The organism is Streptomyces pseudoechinosporeus (assembly GCF_054783935.1).
In genome coordinates, this window is sequence record NZ_BAAGPS010000012.1 from 67,259 (window position 1) to 85,584 (window position 18,326).

18 protein-coding genes are annotated in these 18,326 nt (G+C 70.9%); 13 read left to right on the plus strand and 5 right to left on the minus strand.

The window, feature by feature from the left end; genetic code table 11:
- Positions 1 to 115 precede the first annotated feature (115 nt).
- On the plus strand, positions 116 to 1,372 hold the full coding sequence (locus ACYVO6_RS17940) for a DUF4032 domain-containing protein (RefSeq protein WP_461062389.1): 1,257 nt from the start codon (positions 116 to 118) through the stop codon (positions 1,370 to 1,372).
- A 9-nt stretch (positions 1,373 to 1,381) separates the two neighbouring features.
- Here the strand turns inward: ACYVO6_RS17940 and ACYVO6_RS17945 are convergent, their stop codons facing one another.
- Positions 1,382 to 2,230, minus strand: coding sequence for a universal stress protein (locus ACYVO6_RS17945; protein WP_461062390.1), 849 nt, complete (start codon positions 2,228 to 2,230; stop codon positions 1,382 to 1,384).
- A 94-nt stretch (positions 2,231 to 2,324) separates the two neighbouring features.
- Positions 2,325 to 3,527 (minus strand): cytochrome P450 family protein, encoded by a 1,203-nt coding sequence (locus ACYVO6_RS17950; RefSeq protein ID WP_461062391.1) that lies wholly within the window; start codon positions 3,525 to 3,527, stop codon positions 2,325 to 2,327.
- A gap of 255 nt (positions 3,528 to 3,782) precedes the next feature.
- Here ACYVO6_RS17950 and ACYVO6_RS17955 point away from each other — a divergent pair, with 255 nt between their 5' ends.
- The 3 genes from ACYVO6_RS17955 (at position 3,783) to ACYVO6_RS17965 (ending at position 5,526) form a co-directional block, all read left to right on the plus strand.
- Positions 3,783 to 4,409 carry an RNA polymerase sigma factor gene (locus tag ACYVO6_RS17955; protein ID WP_461062392.1) on the plus strand — a complete coding sequence of 209 codons (627 nt, stop codon included), beginning with the start codon at positions 3,783 to 3,785 and terminating at the stop codon, positions 4,407 to 4,409.
- Positions 4,399 to 4,992, plus strand: coding sequence for a hypothetical protein (locus ACYVO6_RS17960; RefSeq protein WP_461062393.1), 594 nt, complete (start codon positions 4,399 to 4,401; stop codon positions 4,990 to 4,992). Before ACYVO6_RS17955 ends, ACYVO6_RS17960 begins: the two co-directional genes overlap by 11 nt.
- A gap of 138 nt (positions 4,993 to 5,130) precedes the next feature.
- The gene (locus ACYVO6_RS17965; RefSeq protein WP_461062394.1) at positions 5,131 to 5,526 is read left to right on the plus strand and encodes a hypothetical protein; all 396 of its coding nucleotides are present in this window, start codon (positions 5,131 to 5,133) and stop codon (positions 5,524 to 5,526) included.
- A 66-nt stretch (positions 5,527 to 5,592) separates the two neighbouring features.
- On the opposite strand, the gene ACYVO6_RS17970 is transcribed toward ACYVO6_RS17965, so the two are convergent.
- Genes ACYVO6_RS17970 through ACYVO6_RS17980 form a run of 3 tightly spaced genes read right to left on the minus strand, consistent with a single transcriptional unit; the run spans position 5,593 to position 8,728 of the window.
- Positions 5,593 to 6,378, minus strand: coding sequence for a DeoR/GlpR family DNA-binding transcription regulator (locus ACYVO6_RS17970; RefSeq protein WP_461062395.1), 786 nt, complete (start codon positions 6,376 to 6,378; stop codon positions 5,593 to 5,595).
- Positions 6,379 to 6,434: 56 nt separating this feature from the next.
- Positions 6,435 to 7,487, minus strand: coding sequence for a 4-hydroxythreonine-4-phosphate dehydrogenase PdxA (pdxA, locus tag ACYVO6_RS17975; protein ID WP_461062396.1), 1,053 nt, complete (start codon positions 7,485 to 7,487; stop codon positions 6,435 to 6,437).
- Complete coding sequence (locus ACYVO6_RS17980) at positions 7,484 to 8,728, minus strand: four-carbon acid sugar kinase family protein (RefSeq protein ID WP_461062397.1); 1,245 nt, start codon at positions 8,726 to 8,728, stop codon at positions 7,484 to 7,486. The genes pdxA and ACYVO6_RS17980 overlap by 4 nt, the downstream gene beginning before the upstream one ends.
- A gap of 189 nt (positions 8,729 to 8,917) precedes the next feature.
- On the opposite strand from ACYVO6_RS17980, the gene ACYVO6_RS17985 reads away from it, so the two are divergent.
- The 9 genes from ACYVO6_RS17985 to ACYVO6_RS18025 all read left to right on the plus strand — a co-directional run bounded on the left by ACYVO6_RS17985 (position 8,918) and on the right by ACYVO6_RS18025 (position 18,295).
- On the plus strand, positions 8,918 to 10,510 hold the full coding sequence (locus ACYVO6_RS17985; RefSeq protein WP_461062398.1) for an ABC transporter substrate-binding protein: 1,593 nt from the start codon (positions 8,918 to 8,920) through the stop codon (positions 10,508 to 10,510).
- Between the two features lie 3 nt (positions 10,511 to 10,513).
- Positions 10,514 to 11,443, plus strand: a complete 930-nt coding sequence (locus ACYVO6_RS17990) for an ABC transporter permease (RefSeq protein WP_461062399.1) — start codon at positions 10,514 to 10,516, stop codon at positions 11,441 to 11,443.
- Positions 11,444 to 11,446: 3 nt separating this feature from the next.
- Positions 11,447 to 12,346 carry an ABC transporter permease gene (locus ACYVO6_RS17995; RefSeq protein WP_461062400.1) on the plus strand — a complete coding sequence of 300 codons (900 nt, stop codon included), beginning with the start codon at positions 11,447 to 11,449 and terminating at the stop codon, positions 12,344 to 12,346.
- 3 nt (positions 12,347 to 12,349) lie between these two features.
- The gene (locus ACYVO6_RS18000; protein WP_461062401.1) at positions 12,350 to 13,204 is read left to right on the plus strand and encodes an ABC transporter ATP-binding protein; all 855 of its coding nucleotides are present in this window, start codon (positions 12,350 to 12,352) and stop codon (positions 13,202 to 13,204) included.
- A complete protein-coding gene (locus ACYVO6_RS18005) occupies positions 13,201 to 14,064 on the plus strand; it encodes an ATP-binding cassette domain-containing protein (protein ID WP_461062402.1) in 864 nt (287 codons plus the stop codon). Before ACYVO6_RS18000 ends, ACYVO6_RS18005 begins: the two co-directional genes overlap by 4 nt.
- Positions 14,061 to 15,041, plus strand: a complete 981-nt coding sequence (locus ACYVO6_RS18010; protein ID WP_461062403.1) for an aldo/keto reductase — start codon at positions 14,061 to 14,063, stop codon at positions 15,039 to 15,041. Before ACYVO6_RS18005 ends, ACYVO6_RS18010 begins: the two co-directional genes overlap by 4 nt.
- A 322-nt stretch (positions 15,042 to 15,363) precedes the next feature.
- Positions 15,364 to 16,143, plus strand: coding sequence for an HpcH/HpaI aldolase family protein (locus tag ACYVO6_RS18015; RefSeq protein WP_461062404.1), 780 nt, complete (start codon positions 15,364 to 15,366; stop codon positions 16,141 to 16,143).
- Positions 16,143 to 17,333 carry a sialidase family protein gene (locus ACYVO6_RS18020; protein ID WP_461062405.1) on the plus strand — a complete coding sequence of 397 codons (1,191 nt, stop codon included), beginning with the start codon at positions 16,143 to 16,145 and terminating at the stop codon, positions 17,331 to 17,333. Before ACYVO6_RS18015 ends, ACYVO6_RS18020 begins: the two co-directional genes overlap by 1 nt.
- Positions 17,330 to 18,295, plus strand: coding sequence for a phosphoglycerate dehydrogenase (locus tag ACYVO6_RS18025; RefSeq protein WP_461062406.1), 966 nt, complete (start codon positions 17,330 to 17,332; stop codon positions 18,293 to 18,295). Before ACYVO6_RS18020 ends, ACYVO6_RS18025 begins: the two co-directional genes overlap by 4 nt.
- Positions 18,296 to 18,326: the final 31 nt, after the last annotated feature.

Here is an 18,326-nt window from a genome sequence, read left to right on the forward strand (position 1 = left end):
ACCGGCCCCACTCGTCGCCCGCGGTACACCTCGCGCCAGTTGACGAACCGGGCGTCCAAGTGCGGAGATGCTCTTGCTACGTGACGGACGACCGCGAGGCGAGGGCCCAAGAGCAATGGCATTGCACATCAGCGCCACCAACCCGGAGCATCCCGCGCTGCTGCTCGAACTGCCCTGGGAGCTGCCCCTGGAGGACTGGCCGGAGCGCCACCTGGTGCCGCTGCCGCGCGGCATCTCACGGCACGTGGTGCGGTACGCGCGCGCCGGCAGCGAAGTGGTGGCCGTCAAGGAGCTGGCCGAGCGGCCCGCCGTGCGGGAGTACGAGCTGCTACGCAGTCTGCACCGGCTGAACATCCCCGCGGTGGACCCGCTCGCCGTGGTCACCGGCCGCACCCGGGACGACGACACGCCACTGGAGCCCGTGCTGATCACCCGGCATCTGAACGGCTCGATGCCCTACCGGTCGATGTTCGAGACGACGATGCGGCCCGCCACCATGCACCGGCTCATGGACGCGCTCGCCGTGCTGCTGGTCCGGCTGCATCTGGCCGGGTTCGCCTGGGGCGACTGCTCGCTGTCCAACACGCTGTTCCGGCGCGATGCCGGAGCGTTCGCCGCGTACCTCGTCGACGCGGAGACCGGCGAGCTGCACCAGAAGCTCAGCGACGGGCAGCGCAGTTACGACCTCGATCTCGCGCGCGTGAACATCAGCGGCGAGCTGCTCGACCTGGAAGCGTCGGGGGCGCTGCACCCGTCCGTCGACCCGATCGACTTCGGTACGGAGATCTGCGGCCGTTACCAGAGCCTGTGGCAGGAGCTGACCCGTACGTCCGTGTATCCGGCGGGCAAGCACCACTACATCGACCGCCGGGTCCGGCGGCTCAACGAACTCGGCTTCGACGTCGCCGAGATGCAGATCGCGCACTCCTCGAACGGTGACACCGTGACCTTCGTGCCCAAGGTCGTCGACGCGGGCCATCACCAGCGCCAGCTTCTGCGGCTGACCGGGCTCGACGCCGAGGAGAACCAGGCGCGCCGGCTCCTCAACGACCTCGAGAGCTGGATGGCCACCCAGGAGGACTACGCCCCCGGCGACCCCCTCGCCGCACGCCCCGAGGTGCTGGCCCACCGCTGGGTGCGCGAGGTGTTCCGGCCCACCGTGCGCGCCGTACCGAAGGAGCTGCGCGGCTCCATGGACGCGGCGGAGCTGTACCACGGGCTGCTCGAGCACCGCTGGTATCTGTCCGAACGGGCGCAGCACGACATCGGCCTGGACATGGCCGTCGAGGACTACGTCAAGCACATCCTGCCGAAGCTCCGGGAGAAGCTGCCGGCGCCGAACGCCGCCGCTTCGTCAGCCCCGTCGGCCTGAGCCGGGCGCTCAGGACGGCGGAACGACCGCCACCGGGCAGGGCGCGTGATGCATGACCGCGTGCGCCACCGAACCGATCCGTGATCCCACGGCCGAGCGGTGGGCGCGCCGCCCGACCACCATCAGCTGGGCCCGGGACGCCACCGACAGCAGCACCTCGCCCGCGCTGCCGATCTCGACGTGCTCGGTCACGGGCACGTCGGGGAATCGTTCCCGCCAGGGCTTCAGGGCCTCGTTGAGGGCCTGCTTCTCGTACGGTTCCAGGCCGCCGGCCTCGTCGAGGGTTTTCAGCAGGCCCGGGCTGTACGAGTAGAGCGCCGGCAGACTCCAGGCCCGTACGACCCGTACGGCCGCGCCGCGTGCCGCCGCGGTCTCGAAGGCGAACCCCAGGGCCGCGCTGCTGTCGTCCGGGCCGCCCTGCTGTCCCACGATGATCTCGCGGCCCGCCGCCTCGCGTTCGGCATGGTCGTCGGCGCGTACGAGGACGACGGGGCGCCCGGATTCCGCGGTCACCTGCTGGCCGACGGAGCCGATCAGAAAGCCGACGATCGCTCCGTGCCCGCGCGAGCCGAGCGCAAGCATCTCGGCGTCCGCCGCCTCAGCGACCAGTGACGGGACCGGGGCCGCGTCCAGGAGGTCGGTGGACACCGGCAGCTGCGGGTGCCGCTCGGCGAGGCCGCTCGCGGCCTCCCGCAGCGCGTCCCGCGCCTTCGCGTCGTGCTCCCCCGCGTCCTCTGTCTCCCAGGCGTGCACCAGACGCAGCGGCAGCTCGCGGCGGACGGCTTCCCGGCCGGCCCAGGCCACGGCGGCCAGGCTCTCGGGTGATCCGTCCACTCCCACGGTGATCGGGCGGGTCATACGGGTGTCCTCCTGCGTTGTCCTGCGAAGCCTGCCGACACCAGGTCGTCGGCCGGACTGCCGACAGTACACAGGGCGCGGCCGGTGTGATCCGTCACCAGCGCACAGGCAGCTTCCGTACGCCCCGGATCAACAACCCCGGCGTCCAGGGCAGTTCGGACTCGTCCGCGTCCGGCGCCAGGTCCGGGCAGCGTTCCAGCAGGGTGCGGAAAGCGATCCGGCCTTCCAGCCGTGCCAACGGCGCGCCCAGGCAGTAGTGCAGGCCGTGGCCGAAGGCGATGTGACCGCGGGAGTCCCGGCGGATGTCGAATCGGTCGGGCTCCTTGAAGCGCTCCGGGTCACGGTCGGCGTCCGCCATAGTGATCAGGACGGTGGAGCCCGCGGGGATGGTCACCCCGCCCATCTCCACGTCCTCCAGGGCCAGGCGGTCCGTGCAGGTCTCCACCGGGCCGTCGTAGCGGAGCATCTCCTCGATCGCCCCGTTGAGCAGGCCGAAGTCGGCGCGCAGATCGGCTAGTTGGCCGGGATGTGCGAACAGCGCCCGCAAGCCGTTGCCGATCAGATTGACCGTGGTCTCGTGACCGGCGATGAGCAGCAGGTTGGACATGCCGATGAGCTCGTCCGGCGAGAGCCGGTCACCGTCCTCATCCGCGGTGTGGATCAGCGCGCTGAGCAGATCCACACCGGGCTTCGCCCGCTTGGCCGCGATCAACTCGGCAAGATACGCCGACTCCTCCTGGTAGGCGAGCGCCTCCGCCTCCGGGCTGGTGCGCGCGACCATCTCGTTGGACCAGCGGCGAAAGGCGTCCCGGTCCAGTTCGGGGACGCCGAGCAGTTCGCAGATGACGGTCATGGGCAGCGGGAAGGCGAAGGAGGCGATCAGATCGGCCCGCCGCTCCTCCACTGCCAGCATCGTGTCCAGTAGCTCATCGGTGATCTGCCGGATGCGAGGGGCCAGTGACTCGATACGTCGCGGGGTGAATTCCCGGGCCACCAGTCGCCGCAGTCGGGTGTGGTCCGGCGGGTCCGACATCAGCATGTGCATGAGGGCCGGCTGGCTCTGCTCGGTGTTGACGATCTGTTTGATGTTCCCGGACCGTATCCAGTCCCGGCTGAGCCGTGGATCGGTGAAGGCGGTACGGCATGCCTCGTGGCCGACGACGAGCCACACCTCCTCGCCGTCGGGGTCGTACACACGGTGGACGGGCCCCTGGGAACGGAGCCGGGCGTAGACGGGATACGGATCACGCAGGAAATCCGGACCGAGCTGCTTCAGGTCGACGATGGATCGGGCCACTGTTCCACCACTCCCCCAGTTCGTGGGCCGAAATGGCACGTTAACCCGCCTTCGGTGCGGATGAACGCCGGTTTCCGGACAGTCGCGCAGGGGGTCAACGGGCGGCCCGGGCTGGGAGTTGAGGTGAGGGTTGAGCGCCGAGCCGGAAAAGGACCTGCGTGCCCGGGCCGTCCTCGGGTAAATGATCACTCGGTGCACAACACGGCGGGCAGGCGACGGCCCGCCCGACTTCACTACGGGGAGACATCCGAGCCCATGGGCCACCCGCCGACCGGTCCCTCATCCTCGCCGTCACCGCCACCGACCCGCTTCGACGAGACCTTCTGCGAGCTCCTGCCCCGGCTCTACCGAAGAGCCGTCATGCTGGCCGGGACGAGATCCTGGGCCGAGGACGCCGTGCACGAGGCCTATCTGAAGCTGGCCGCCCGGCCGCAGCGATTCCTCGACCATCCGGAGCCGTACGCCTATGCCTTCACCGCGCTGCTCAGCGTCGTACGCGACACCCATCGCCGCGAGCGCCGTCAGGTCCTGGTGGATGATGTGGAGGTGTCGAGTGCCGCCGACGGTGCCGGGCAGGCGGGCCGACTTGGCTCGATCGGGCCGGTGGTCGCCGCGGGCTGGGACGGCGGAGTGGAGCGCCGCGACGCCGAGATGGAGGCGGTTCGGCTGCTGGGAAGGCTCTCTGCCAAGCAGGCGGGCGTGGTGATACTCGTCGATCTGGACGGTTACACCATCGATCAGGCGGCCCGGATCATCGGGGTGCACCGCGGAACGGCCGCCCGGCATCGCACGCGTGCGCTGGAGAAGCTGCGCTCGCTGCTGGACAGAGGTGAGCGGGAACGCGGTGGCCGTTCAGGAAAGGAGCCGGGGCATGAGGCCTGAGGCAGAGCCCGACGACCGCGTTGCCTCGCTGCTGCGCGACCGGCTCAGGGCCGCCGACGAGGAGATCGAGACGCCACCGGGGCTGTGGGAGCGCGTCCGGTCCGCCGAGACTCCGCGCCGCAGGACGGCCATCGGTGCGCGGCTGCGGACAGGCTGGGCGGTCGCGGCCGCCGCCGTCCTGGTGTGCGCCGTCGCGCTGGGCGCCTGGTGGCTGGTCCGGCCGACCGACGGCACTCCTGCCGACCGCGGGCCATTCGATGCCTCGGTGACGGTGTTCAACGCCGAAGCGCCGTGTCGTCCGCTGCGGACGTTGGAGTGCGCGCTGCGGCTGGCGAAGGATCCGTACGCCGAGTACGCGGCGCCTGGGAACACGGTCGGCCGCGTATGGCACGGTGACCGGCTGGCCGCGGCGTGTGTCGTCACCCGCGGCACGCTGGTGACGGACGAGAGCGGGATCAGCTCGACGCGCTGGTACCTGGTCAGGAACCGTGAGGGAGCGGAGGGCTGGCTGCCGGGGGTCCGTACCCGCAACACGACTGAGCTGCGCACGTGTTCGGCGGACGAGGCGCGTAGCTCGCCCTGACCGACGCCGCCTTGGCGTGTCTCCTTGGCGTGTGACGAGCGTCACTCGGCCCCGTGTCATACAGGGCGGCCCCTGTCTTCGTGTGCCGTGCGTAAGACAGGCACGACCAAGCCAAGCACGACAACACGGGGAGATCTCATGCGACTTCGTACTGCCCTCGGTACCGCCCTCGCCGCCACGGCCCTGACGGCGGGACTGGCCGGCCCGGCCGCCGCCTCGGCCGGTGACACCTCGGACGGCGTGTCGGCCCGGGCGAGCTTCACGGTGTGGGCGACCGACGTCAATGTCCGCGACAACCCGGGCAACCCGGGCGCCTGCGACGCGTTCCCGTCGCCGGGCAACTGCCCTGTGGTGGCCGGGCAGTTGCAGCCGGGCCAGGCCTTCGAGGCGGTCTGCCAGAAGCAGGGCCAGAACGTCGGCGGAAACCCGTGGTGGGTCTACATCACCCGCGGTGACTCCCGCGGCTACATCGCGAGTTACTACGTCGACCACCCGGACAACCAGCTGCCCGGCGTCCCGGTCTGCGGCGCCTGAGCCTCACGAAAGGGCTCGGAAGGGCCGGGCGCGTCCCAGCGCCCGGCCCTTTCCGCTCGGCCACGTTCAGGCCGTGTCCTCGGACTTGGCCAGGACCGTGGTGACTCCGCGGCTGTGCAGCTCTTCGAGGACGCGGGGGTCGGCCGCGTCGTCCGTGACCAGGGTCCAGCCCGCGGGCAGGGTGGCCCAGGCATGGAAGGGGCGGCGGCCTACTTTCGCGGCGTGGGCGAGCACGTAGACGTGGTCGGCGCGGCGCGCCATGAGTTCCTTCAGGCGGGTCTGGCGCAGGTCGGCCTCGCAGATCCCGTGCTCCGGGGAGACGCCGTCCGTGCCGAGGAAGACGCGGTCGAAGGTGAGCCGTTCGAGGGCGGCCTCGGTCAGTGGGCCGACGAAGCCCTGGCTGAGCGGGCGGAGGGTGCCGCCGAGGCACTCGACGTGGACGTTCTGGACGTCGGCGAGTTCCTGGAGCGCGGTCAGGCCGGTGGTCGCGACGGTGACGTTCTTGGCCGTACGCAGTTCATGCGCGAGCGCGCCGACGGTCGAGCCCGCGTCGAGGAGCAGCGTCTCGCCGGGCTGGATCTGGTCGGCCGCCCAGCGGGCGATGGCGCGTTTGGCCTCGAAGGCCTCGCCGGTGCGCTGCCGCAGTGAGGCCTCGGGGTGCGCGGACAGTGCCATCGCGCCGCCGTACGTACGGGCGAGGCGTCCGTCGGTGGTGAGCTTCGCCAGGTCGCGGCGGATGGTGGAGGCCGTGACGCCGAACAGCTGGGAGAGTTCGTCCACGCTGGTCAGGCCGGTGGTGGTGGCGAGCTGGACGATCCGGTCGCGCCGGGACTTGGATCCGATCGCAGACATCAGTCCTGTGTCCTCCGGGTGTGCGGTGGTGTCCTCCGGGACCCACGAGAGGGGGGTCATCGGGCGGCCGAGGCGGATGACATCTCGGCGGCCTGCCGCAGCGCCTCGACCATGCTACCGGCCTCGGCTCGGCCGGTTCCGGCGATGTCGAACGCGGTGCCGTGGTCCACGGAGGTGCGGATGACGGGCAGTCCCACGGTGAGGTTGACGCCCGTTTCGATGCCGAGGACCTTCACCGGGCCGTGGCCCTGGTCGTGGTACATGGCGACGATGAGGTCGTAGTCGCCGCGGCCGGCGAGGAAGAAGGCGGTGTCGGCGGGGATCGGCCCGTGGGCGTCGATGCCGTCGTTGCGTACGGCCTCCACGGCGGGGACGATCTTCGCCTCCTCTTCGCCGTAGCCGAACAGGCCGTTCTCGCCCGCGTGCGGGTTGATGCCGCAGACGCCGATCACGGGGGCCTCGACGCCCGCGCGGACCATGGCGTCGTGGCCGCGGCGCACGGTGCGTTCGACGAGGCCGGGCTCGATGCGGTTGACGGCGTCGATCAGACCGATGTGCGTGGTGACGTGGATGACCTTCACCTTGGGTGTGGACAGCATCATCGACACCTCGTCCACACCGGTGAGGTGGGCGAGGAGTTCGGTGTGGCCGGGGTAGAGGTGCCCGGCGGCATGCAGGGCCTCCTTGTTGAGGGGGGCGGTGCAGATGGCGTGGACTTCGCCGTTCAGGGCGAGCTGGGCGGCGACGCGGATGTAGTGGTACGCGGCGTCGCCCGCCGCCGCGGAGAGGGTGCCCCAGGGCAGGTCGGCCGGGAGCAGCCCGAGGTCGACGACGTTGATGCGGCGGGGCGTGAACTCGGCCTGGGCGGGGGCGTCGACGGCAACGATGTCACAGCTGATGCCGAGGATGTCCGCCGCCTGGCGCAGGCGGCGGGCGTCGCCGATGACGACGGGTCGGCAGCCGCGCAGGGTATCGGGGTGCAGCAGCGCCGGGACGATGACCTCCGGCCCGATGCCGGCACCGTCGCCCATGGTCACCGCGATGATCGGGAGCCGATGTCCGGCGGTGCCGGACTGCTCGGCGGACGCGGCGGTGGGGGCTGCGTTCACGTGGGTTCTCCTTGCGGGGCGAACGACGGGGTCGGTACGGCGGCGTGGTCGGGGCGCAGCGCGCGGGCGATGCGCAGCAGGGAGTCGGTGTCGCCGAAGCTTCCGGGGCGGGTGACGACGGAACGGCCGTCGGCGGTGCGGGAGTGCACGGCGCCGTGGTGGATCTGCCCGACGGGCAGCAGCTCACGGATACCCAGGGCGTCCAGCACGCGGCGCGCGGTCTCGCCGCCCGTCAGGACCAGGTCGCTGTCGCGGGCGGCTTGGGCGACCGTGCGGGCGAGGCCTGCCACTAGGCCGCGGGCCGGGCCGGGCTCGACGGCTCCGCCGCCGTCGATGCTGACGACCGTGATGCCGTCCGGCGCGGTGGCGAGCGGATGCGGGCCGCGGTGGTCGGTGAGCCTCTGCGCCGGTACGGGCACGTGGTGCGCGCCGGACGCGGTCAGTTGCGCGATCTGCGCAATGGCGCTGAGCTCGGCGGTTCCGACGACGACGAGCAGCGGTCTGTACGGCGTGGGCCCGGGGGTTTCCCGGAGCCCGGCCCCGTCCCCGTCCGCTCCCGCCAGTCTCCGGCCGAGGGCGGCAGCCAGCCCGCCCGTCCCCAACAGCCGTACCCCGGGGCCGAGTTGGAGCACCGCCTGGGCTATCGCGTCGAGGTCGGCGTCCGTCTCGGCGTCGCACACCGGGTGGTGACCCTTCGCGATGAGGGTGCGCAGCCAGCCGGACAGCGCCAGGACGGGCGAGCGCACCACCGACAGTGGCACCACCCGCGTCGGCAGGTCGCCCAGCGCCGCCCGCACCGATTCCGGCGCCGGGCCCCGCTCAGCGTGCCAGGCGTCGGTCGCGTGCAGCGCGGTGCCGTGCAGATGGACGATGCCGTCGCGCACGGTGCGGCCCGCGACCGGCACGGCGGGGGCGATCACGACGCCCGCGGCGCCTTCGGCGTAAGCGGCCGTCTCCGAGGCGAGGTTGCCCCGCAGCAGCGAGTCGACCTTCTTCAGCACCAGGTCGCCGTCGGCGTACGCCATGACGTCCCGTACGGCGCGTGCGGCCTCGTCCGCGGTGAGCTGCCGGGTGTCGAGGTCGAGTACGACCGCCTCGCCCTCGGGTGTCGGTGCGGTGGGCGGGCCCAGCAGGATCCGGCCGGGCAGGCCCAGTGCGGCAGCGGTCTCGGCGGCGCCGGACAGGTCGTCCGCGAGCGCCAGCACGCGGGATGGGCGACTGGCGAGTGTGGTGCGGGACACGGGTACCTCCTCGGGCCTCCGGGTGATCGGCCCCGGACGCCGATGATGGCACGACTGCGCGAAGTGCGCGAGGCTCCTTGCGCGATTCGCGCAACCATGCCACCTTTTTCGGCGCGACACTTGTTCGCCGTCTGGTACCCGGGCGGCGTCAGCGAGAGCCGGTCGCCCTCAAGAACCGAGAAGGTCGACATGACCCCAACTCCGCATCGCGTTCCCCCGCCCGGTCACCCCAGCCGCCGCACACTGCTGCGCTGGGGCGCCCTCGGCGGTGCGGGCGTCGCCCTCGGTCCCTTGCCCCTGTCCGCCTGTGCGGGGCCCACCGGCGCACCCGGCCCCGGCACCCTCACCCTCGGTCTGAACCGCTCCCTGGTGAGCCTCGACAACAAGCTGAACCAGTTCGAGGCGGCGGTGACCGTGCAGCGTGCCGTACGGCAGGCGCTCACGCGCATCGGCCCGGACCTGGAGCCCCAACTCGTCCTCGCCGACCGGTTCGAGATGACCGAGCCCACCGCGTGGACGGTGCGGCTGCGCGAGGGTGTGTGCTACTCGGACGGCAGTCCGGTCACCGTCGAGGACGTGGCCACGGCGTTGCGCATGTACGGGAAGGTCCCCGGCTCCTTCCTGCTCGGTCTGTTCCCGGAGCTGCCGACCGTGGAGGCCACCAGTGAGCGGGCCTTCCTGCTGCGCACGGAGCGTCCGGTGCCGGTGCTCGACCGGCTGATGGCCAACATCCATATCACCCCGGCCAAGGCCAACCGGCCCGAGGAGCTGCGCTCCGGGCTCGGCTCGGGCCCGTACCGCGTCGTCCGCGCGGACAGCGGAGCGGGCGAGTACACCCTCGCCCGCAACACCAAGTACTGGGGCAGGCAGCCGTCCGTCGACACGGTCCAAGTCCGGTTCGTGCCAGAGGAGTCCAGCCGTGTCGTCGCCCTGCGCAGCGGCGAACTCGACGTCGTCGACACGCTGACGCCGGACTCCGCGGAACAGCTCATCGGGCTGCCGGGCGTCACCGTCCAGGAGACCGTCGGCGTCCGCATGTGCCAGCTCTTCTACAACTTCCGCAAGCCTGAGGGTCATCCGCTCGCCGACCCCCGGGTGCGGCAGGCGCTGACGTACGCGATCGATGGCACCGCCCTCGTCGACGATGTACTGACCGGTACGGCCGAGGAGGCCCGCGGCGTGGTACCGCTCGCCCTCCAGGGTGCGGTGCCGACAGGAACGTACGCCTTCGATCCGGGGCGGGCCCGGCAGCTCCTGAGGTCGCTCGGCGCCGACGACCTGCGGCTGAAAATCATCTGGGAGTCCGGGGAGTTCGCCGGCGACACCTCCGTCATGGAGGCCGTGCTCGACATGCTCCAGGACGTCGGTGTGCGCGCCTCGCTCCAGCAGTTCCAGCCCGGCGGCGACATCCTCAAGTGGCGCCAGGGACGCGCCGGCGACTGGGACGTCATCGGCAACGGCTACAGCAGCCCGACCGGGCAGGCCCTCACCATGTTGCAGGGAATGTACGGCGGAACGGCCGAGAAGGAACGTACCGGCGACGCGTTCATGGGCTATGTGATTCCCCGGATCGAGCGACAGCTGTCGGTTGCCGCCACCGAGGTCGACGACGCGGAGCGGGACCGGCGGCTGGCCGCGGTGCAGAAGGCCGTCTGGGACACCTGGCCCAGCCTGTGGGCCTTCGCGCCCAAGACACTGCTGGCCCGCCGCGACCGCGTCCAGGGGCTGGCGCTCCAGGCGATCAACTCCTACGACCTGACCGCGATACGTCTGGAGGGCTGAGCCGTGCCGAAATACCTCGCCCGCCGCATCGCACAGAACCTGCTGACCGTCTTCCTCACCCTGACCACCGTCTTCCTGCTGGTGCGCCTGGCACCCGGCGATCCGGCCTCCGCGTACGCGGCCCCCAACGCGACCACGGCCGAACTCGCCCGCAACCGCGAGCAGTTCGGGCTCGACGACCCGCTCTTCGTCCAGTACGGGCTCTTCCTGCGCGACCTGTTCACGGGGGACCTCGGCACGAGCTATTCGTTCAGCTCCCCAGCCTTCGACGTGGTCCTGGACCGGATGCCGTACACCATCACGCTCGCCGTCTCCGCCATCGCGGTCACGACCGTGGTGGCCGTGCCGCTGGGTGTGTGGATGGCGCGCCGCGCCGACACACGCAGGGAGCTGGGCGCCAACGTGCTGACGATCGCCGGGCAGTCGATGCCGGACTTCTGGACCGGTGTGATGCTGCTGACGGTCTTCGCGGTGGTCGTTCCGGTCCTGCCCGCCTCCGGCTTCACCACCTGGAGCGGTCTGGTGCTGCCGACCGCGACCGTGGCCGTCCTCCAACTCGCCTTGGTCTCCCGGCTGGTACGCCGCGAGATGACCACCGCGCTGGCCTCGTCGTACATCACCGTGGCCCGCTCCCGCGGCGTCTCCGAGTCCGCGCTGACCTGGCGCTACGCGCTCGCGAACTCCGCCGTGCCGCTGGTGACGGCACTCGGTACGCGCTTCGCGGCGCTGCTCAACGGTGTGGTCGTGGTGGAGGTCGTCTTCGGCTGGCCGGGGGTCGGCTCGCTGGTCGTCCGCGCTCTGGAGACCCGCGACTATCCGCTGATCCAGGCCACCGTCCTGGTCACCGCGACCCTCGCGATCCTCGTCCAACTCCTCGTCGACCTGGCCTATCCGCTGCTCGATCCACGGGTACGCCTCGGAAAGGCGGCCTGAGTCATGACCACAGCCGTCAGCGTCGACCGCCCCAGCGCCGTCACCGCGCGCGATCTCGCCCGGGCCACCGCGACCCGGCAGCGGCACGGCGCCCGCCTCAAACTGTGGGCAGGAACGGTGTGCACGGCACTCGTCGTGCTGCCCGTGGCGCTCGCCGGTGTACTGCCGCTGCCCGGCGCGAACGCCCAGGACCTCTCCCAGCGCAGGCTGCCGCCACTGAGCGAGGGGCATCTGTTCGGCACCGACCAGTTGGGGCGCGATCTGCTCTCTCGCGTCCTGCACGGCGGCCAGGTGTCCCTCGCGGTGGGTGTTCTGGCCGTCCTCGTATCCGGCCTGATCGGTATCGCGGCGGGCGCCGCGGCCGGGTTCTTCGGAGGCTGGGTCGACGCGGTCGTCTCCCGGTTCCTGGAGGCCCAACTCGCCCTGCCGCTCCTGATGATGCTGCTCCTCGTGGTCGCTCTGTTCGGGCCGTCCGTCACCGTCATCACCTGCGTGATCGCCCTCGCCCAGTGGCCGGAGGTGGCGCGGCTGACCCGCTCGCTCGTCCTCGTCGAACGCGAGAAACCGTACGTCGCCGCGGCCCGCGTACTCGGGCTGCGCTCCTGGTCGGTGCTCGGGCGCCATGTGATCCCCAACGTGGTGCGGCCCGCGAGCCTGGTCGTGTTGCTGCTGCTCGCGCAGGCCGTACTGCTGGAGAGCGCGCTGAGTTTCCTGGGCGCGGGACCTCAGCGGCCGTTCGCGACCTGGGGGCGGATCATCCCCGACGGCCAGGACTACATCACCACCTCGTGGTGGCTGGTCACCCTGCCCGGGCTGGTCATCGCGCTGCTGGTGGTCGGCGTCAACCTGCTCGGGGACGGGCTGCGGGACCGCACCCGGCCGCGTTCCCGGAAGGGAGCGTGAGCCATGACCGAGGACACGCCGCTGCTCGACGCGACGGATCTGCAGATCGAGTTGATCACCGCGCACGGCGTGGTGCGCGCGGTCGACGGAGTGAGTTTCACCGTCCGCCGGGGCGAGACCGTCACACTGATCGGCGAGTCCGGCTGCGGAAAGTCGACCACGGCGATGGGCGTGCTGCGACTGCTGCCCGAAGGGCTCGCCGTGATGTCGGGCAGCGTACGCATCGCCGGACGAGACGTAGTCGCCGATCCGGACGCCGCACGTGCGGTGCGCGGGCGCATCGTGTCACTCATTCCACAGGATCCGATGACGGCCCTCAGCCCGGTGCACACCATCGGTCGCCAACTGGGCGACGCGCTACGGCTGCGTCACCCCGGCCTCTCACGAACAGAAGCCCGCGACAAAGGAGTTGAGCTGCTGACGCAGGTACGCATCTCCCAGCCTCAGACCCGCTGGAAGGCGTATCCGCACCAGTTCTCCGGCGGCATGCTGCAACGCATCCTCATCGCCACCGCACTCGCCGCCGAGCCGGAACTGCTGGTCGCGGACGAGCCCACCTCCGCCCTGGACACCACCGTGCAGGCGAGCGTGCTCGGCCTGCTGATGGAGCTTCAGGAACGTACGGACATAGGCATGTTGATGATCACCCATGACCTCGGGGTGGCCCGGCTGGTCTCCGACCGAATCCACGTCATGAAGGACGGTCGTTTCATCGAGTCGGGCTCCGCACAGCAGATCGTCGAGCGACCCACCGAACCGTACACCCGTGAACTGCTCGCCGCCGTGCCCCGTGTGGGTTCGTGGGACGAGGACGGCGACGGCCGGACCGAACCCGTCGCTAAGGAGGCGGCCTCGTGACCGAACTCCCCACCACCGCAAGGCCGGTGACCGACAAGCCGCTCCTCTCCGTCGAGGACCTGGTCGTCGAATACGCCACGCCACGCGGCCCCTTCCGAGCCGTCGACCACGTCAACTTCCATATTCCGCAAGGCGGTTCACTCGCGGTGGTGGGTGAGTCCGGCTGCGGCAAGTCGACGCTGGCCCGAGCTCTCGTACGCTTGCTCAGACCGGCGAGCGGACGGATCATCCTAGACGGAACGGACATCGCCCCGCTCCCCGAACGGCGCCTGCGTCCCCTGCGCCGCCGCGTGCAGATGGTCTTCCAGGACCCGTACGGCTCGCTGGACCCCCATCTCACCGCCCAGCAGATCGTCGCGGAGCCACTGCGCCTGAACGGGCTCTCCGACCGGGCCCAACGTGCCAGGCGGGCGGCCGAGTTGATCGACCAGGTAGGCCTGCCGTCCTCGGCCCTGGACCGCCGCCCACCCGAGTTCTCCGGCGGCCAGCGCCAACGTATCGGCATCGCCCGCGCTCTGGCCTCCCGCCCCGACCTGCTGGTCTGCGACGAGGCGACGTCCGCCCTGGATGTCTCCGTACAGGCCCAAGTTCTCAACCTATTACGGGAGTTACAGAAGGACACCAGCATCGCCTACCTCATCATCGCGCACCACCTCGGGGTAGTCCGCGAGATCAGCACCGATCTGCTGGTGATGCGCGCGGGCCGGATCATCGAGGCCGGTCCGACGGCCACCGTGCTCGCCTCACCCTCCGCCCCCTACACCCGCGCACTGCGCCGCGCCGCTCTGGACCCCACCACGATCCGGGGTGTGAAGCCCCGCCACCTGCTCGCCCTCACCCCGGAAGGAACCCCCACGTGACCACCGGCATCGACCTGCCGAACATCCCCGTACCGCTCTCCCGGCTGGTACTGGGCACCATGACCTTCGGCGACACCGTCGACGCCTCCTCAGCAGCCAACATGCTCGATGCCGCACTCGACGCGGGCATCACCGGCGTAGACACGGCCAACGGCTACGCGGGCGGCGAAAGCGAACGCATCCTCGCCGGACTCCTGCCCGGCCGCCGCGACCGAATCGTCCTTGCCACCAAGGCCGGCATCCCACACCCCGACCAGGGCGACAACGCCCCGCTCTCCGCAGCCGGCCTCCGAGCCGCACTGGAGGGCAGCCTCAAACGCCTCGGCGCAGACTCGGTAGACCTCTTCTACCTCCATCAGCCCGACCGAGCGACACCACTGACCGAAACCCTCGCCACCATCGCCGAGTTCGTAGCCGAGGGAAAGATACGCACGCTGGGCGTCTCCAACTACGCGGCCTGGCAGATCTCCCAACTAGTCTGCACCGCCGACGAGTTGGGGGCACCACGGCCCGTCATCGCCCAGCAGATGCACAACCTCCTCGCCCGCCGCATAGAGGAGGAGTACGTCGAGTACGCCGCCGTAACCGGCCTGCGCACCATGGTCTACAACCCCCTGGGTGGCGGCCTCCTCACCGGCCGTCACCGCTTCGAACACCCCCCGGAATCGGGCCGCTTCGGCGACTCCAAGGTCGCCGAGATGTACCGCCAACGCTATTGGGACGAACGCCTCTTCACCGCCGTAGACCAACTCTCCACCATCGCCGACACAGCCGGCATCCCCCTCACCGACCTGGCCCTCCGCTGGCTCCTGGACCGCGACTCGACCGACGCCCTGCTCCTCGGCGGTTCCAGCACCACCCACCTACTGGCCAACATCACAGCCGCCACCAACGGCCCCCTCCCCACCGACGTCACAGCGGCCTGCAACGAGATCGGCAAGGCACTACGCGGCCCAATGCCCGCATACAACCGCTGAAAAGGAACCCCACATGATCACACCGCGCGTCCAGGAGCCGCCAGCCACCACACACCCGCACTTCCCCACCGGCGGGAGGGGCCGTGGGCCGGTGCGTCGTATGCCCGTCGCTTAGGTTCGGTCTCAGGCCACCTTCGCGGTGTACCGACACCGGGCCGTACGCCCCGCCTGCGACGGGCTGACGCACCGGCCCACGGCCCCGACCCACCCACCGGACCCAAAGGGGCGCAGGGCTGTATCAATGTGCGGCTCCGCCGCGCGGGCGCGACCAGCCACAACAAACCCGCACCCGAAAACGAACCCAACCGCCGGAGGCACCCCCATGACCCCCACAACTTTCGCGGCAGCGCTACGCGCACGCGACCCCCTAGTCGGCTACTGGTCCGTCCTGGACTCCCCCGTCTCCACCGAACGAATAGCCCGCCTCGGCTACGACTACGTAGCCCTGGACGCCCAACACGGCCTGATCGACTACGCAGGAATACTCGCCTCACTCACCGCCATAGACACCAAGGGCTCAACCGCCGTAGGCCTGGTACGAGTAGAAGCCAACGACCCCATGCCCATCGGCAAGGCCCTGGACGCAGGCGCGGCTGGCGTCATCGTCCCGCTCATCGACACCGCACAAGACGCCGCCGCCGCGGTGGCAGCCGTACGCTACCCGCCGCTCGGCAAGCGGTCGTACGGTCCGATGCGCGCAGCCCTGCGCATCGGCCCCGACCCCGAAGACACGCACGCGCAAACCGTGGTGCTCGCGATGATCGAACCCGCCGAGGGCCTCGCCAACGTCGCCGAAATCTGCGCCACCGACGGCCTGGACGGCGTCTACATCGGCCCCTCCGACCTGCGCATCGCGCTCGGCGGCGCCAGCTCCACCGACCCGTCGGTCGCGGACGAGTTCGAGGCAGCGCTGGTCACCGTGCGCGAGGCGGCAGCCGCCGCCGACATCGCCGCCGGCATCCATAACGCGGACGGGGCGAGCGCAGCCAAGCGCCTCACCGAAGGCTTCACATACGTCACGGTCGCGAGCGACCTGGTCCACCTGGAGCAGGTGGCGTACCGCCATCTCACCGCAGTGCGCGCGTCAGGGCAGGTCCGGTGATGCCGGGCCCGGCCGTTGCCGACGGCGTCGTACGCCCGCACCCCACCGAGACGGGTCGCTTCGAATCGTGGCTGTCCGCACCGGCCGTGCAGAACCATGCTGCCAACCTCACCGTGTTACCCGACGGTGAGCTGGGCTGCGTCTGGTTCGGAGGAACGCAGGAAGGCGTCGCGGACATCTCGGTGTGGTTCTCCCGACTGCCCGCGGGCGGTGACATCTGGTCCCGCCCGGAGCGGCTCTCCCACGACGACACCCGGTCCGAGCAGAACCCACTGCTGTTCACCGACCCGTCCGGAGACTGGTGGCTGCTGCACACAGCGCAGCGGGCGGGGCGCCAGGACACCGCCGAGGTACGGCTGCGCGTCAGTCACGACGAGGGAAAGACGTGGGGCCCCTCCCGCGTACTCTTCGACGGCGGGATCTTCGTGCGCCAGCCGGTGACCATGCTGCCCTCGGGCCGCCGGCTGCTGCCCGTGTTCCGCTGCGTCGCCGCGCCGGGCGAGCGGTGGTCGGGCGATCGGGACACCAGCTCGGTGATGGTCAGCGACGACGAGGGGGTGAGCTGGCGCGAGGTTCCGGTGCCGGGTTCGACCGGTCTGGTGCACATGAACGTCCGCCTGCTGCCCGACGGCTCGCTGCTCGCCCTGTTCCGCAGCCGCCGCGCCGACGCCGTGTACCGGAGCGTGTCGTACGACGACGGGGAGAGCTGGACCGAGCCGACCCCGCTGGACCTGCCGAACAACAACTCCTCGATCCAGTACGCCCCGTTGGCCGACGGCCGTCTCGCGCTGGTCCACAACCACAGCAGCGCCGCGGACGCCGTCGCCCGCCGCGTCTCGCTGTACGACGAGATCGACGACGACGGGCTCAGCGCGGACAACGGGCCGAACGCGGGCGCACCCGCCGCCGCCCCCACGACCGGAGCCGCCTTCTGGGGCGCCCCGCGCGCGCCGCTCACCCTCTCCGTCTCCTCGGACGGCGGCCTGACCTGGCCGGTGCGCCGGGACCTGGAGACCGGTGACGGCCACTGCCTGACCAACAACTCCCGCGACGGCCTCAACCGCGAGCTGTCCTACCCGTCCGTCGTCCAGACCCCGGACGGCACACTGCACATCGCCTTCACCCACCATCGCCGGACGATCAAGTACCTCCGCCTCAGCCCCACTTGGGCGGACCGGGAGATCGCATGACCACGAGCCCCATGACCACGACCCTCATCACCACGCCCACCTTCTCCCGCTACTCCCCCGAGCCCTGGCAGATCCTGGAACGGGCCGGCGCGGGCCCTCTGCGCCCGTACGAGGACGCCGCGCTGCCCGCCGACGAACTGCTCAAGCGGATCCCCGACATCGACGCCCTGATCGTCGGCATGGACCCGGTCACCGCGGACGTCATCGACGCGGCGGACCGCCTCAAGGTCATCGCCAAGCACGGCGTCGGCGTCGACACCATCGACCTCGACGCCGCGCAGGCCCGCGGCATCCCCGTGGTGTGCGCGCCCGGCAGCAACTCCCGGGCGGTCGCCGAGTTCACCTTCGGCCTGATCCTGGACGCCACCCGCCGTATCACCGATGCGAGCCGGCGGGTGGCGGACGGGGAGTGGCCCAAGCTGTTCGGGCCCGAACTCGCGGGCAGAACCCTGGCCGTGATCGGCTTCGGGCGGATCGGACAGCTCGTGACCGGGTATGCCCGCGCCTTCGGCATGACGGTGCTCGCGCACGACCCGTACGTCGACGCCCGGGACATGTCCGCCCTCGGCGCCCGCTCGGCCACGCTGGACGACTGCCTGGCCCGCGCCGATGTCGTCAGCCTGCATCTGCCCGCGACCCCTGGCGCGGGCCCGCTCCTGGACCACGCCCGGCTCGCCGCGATGAAGCCGGGCGCACTGCTGGTGAACGCCGCCCGGGGCGGTCTCGTCGACGAGGCGGCGCTCGCGGCGCTTCTCGAGGACGGTCACCTGGGCGGCGCCGCGCTCGACGCCTTCGCGCACGAACCGCTCGGCGACAGCCCGCTGCGCAGTGCCCCGAACGTCCTGCTCACCCCGCACATGGCGGCCTGCGGCCAGGACGCCAACCGCATGATGGGTGCCATGGTCGCCGAGGAGGTCGTACGCGTCCTCGCGGGCGAGCCCCCGCAGCACCCCGCCCCCTGACGCCCTCCCCCCCTCCACAGCCCCTCCCCTC